Origin of the sequence: Aphanothece microscopica RSMan92, assembly GCF_046613545.2 — a bacterium.
In the GTDB taxonomy this organism is placed as follows: Bacteria; Cyanobacteriota; Cyanobacteriia; order PCC-6307; family Cyanobiaceae; genus NIES-981.
The window spans coordinates 1-563 of sequence record NZ_JBKKKY020000369.1 but is presented as its reverse complement, the minus strand read 5'-3'; the positions used below and the strand labels follow the sequence as shown (position 1 = coordinate 563).

1 protein-coding gene is annotated in these 563 nt (G+C 51.3%); it reads left to right on the top strand.

Features of this window, described 5'->3' with window-relative positions; genetic code table 11:
- Window positions 1-30 precede the first annotated feature (30 nt).
- On the top strand, window positions 31-563 hold a 533-nt coding region (locus ACLD7X_RS18050; RefSeq protein ID WP_425625472.1), incomplete at its 3' end, for a TlpA family protein disulfide reductase.

Below are 563 nucleotides of genomic sequence, written 5' to 3'. Positions count from 1 at the left end.
ATCGTCGATAGCATTGCTTCTGCAGGTATCGTGAGCAAGCAGGATCTGGCGCGTACCCTCTATGGCACGCTCCTTGAGGCCGATTTTGAAGGCCGTAGTTCGGTTGCCGAGGCGATGTATGCCAAGCTTATGGCAGACTATGCGGAAACCGACGAAGCACAAATGGCCAAAAAGGACTATGCACCGGACAGAACGATACGGCCAGGCAACAAGCTGCCGGACTTTTCCTTTGCGTCCCTGGATAAACCAACGGAAACAATTACACCAGCGTCCCTGAAAGGTAAGTGGGTACTTATCGACCTTTGGGCGACGTGGTGTGGACCATGTGTCGCTGAATTGCCAACGATCACGAAGGCATATGAGGAATTCAAGTCCAAGAACTTTACCATCCTGAGTATTTCACTGGATCGTGTGCCCAAGAGCATTGAACAGTTCCGTGAAAGCCGTTTCCCGATGCCATGGCTGCATGCCTTTTCCTTTGGCATATTCTCCAGCGAAGCAGCGAAAGTATTTGAAGTGACTGGGATTCCTAAGCCCATTCTTGTCTCTCCCGACGGCACGAT